A 443-nucleotide genomic window follows, 5' to 3' on the forward strand; every position below is an offset into this window, starting at 1 on the left:
ACTCGATGACGCGCGCACCACTCACCGCTGGTACCGGGCGAGGACCAGGTTGCCGTCCTTCTCAGCCTCTTCCGCAGCTCGTCGAGGCCGATCGCGCCGCTGTAGTACTCCTGGAGCGCCGGGGTGGCGACCTTGTCCTTCCACTCCGGGTAGCCCCGTACGGACTGCGCGGGCGCCGGGCGCAGACGGGCGGCCAGCGCCGTGCCGGTGGCCCACCCGTGTTCGGGGGTGCGCAGGGCCGGGTCGGCGAGGGCCTGGCGGCCGGTGGGCAGCATCCAGTCGCCGAGCGCCAGGCGCACCATGTTCCGCGGCTGGAGCAGGAAGTCGAGGAAGGCCACGGCCTCCTTCTTGTGCGGGCAGTCCTCGGCGACGGACAGCGTCTGCGGGCTGACGCCCTGGGCGAGTCCGCCGGCCCCGGCCGGTGCGGGCAGCACCTGCCACTC

1 pseudogene is annotated in these 443 nt (G+C 73.8%); it reads right to left on the reverse strand.

The features are described from left to right. Positions 1-21: 21 nt before the first annotated feature. Positions 22-443, reverse strand: a pseudogene (locus LPA54_RS39025) (sugar ABC transporter substrate-binding protein); the annotation flags it as partial.

It is taken from the genome of Streptomyces sp. DH12 (genome assembly GCF_020873895.1).
Lineage (GTDB): Bacteria > Actinomycetota > Actinomycetes > Streptomycetales > Streptomycetaceae > Streptomyces.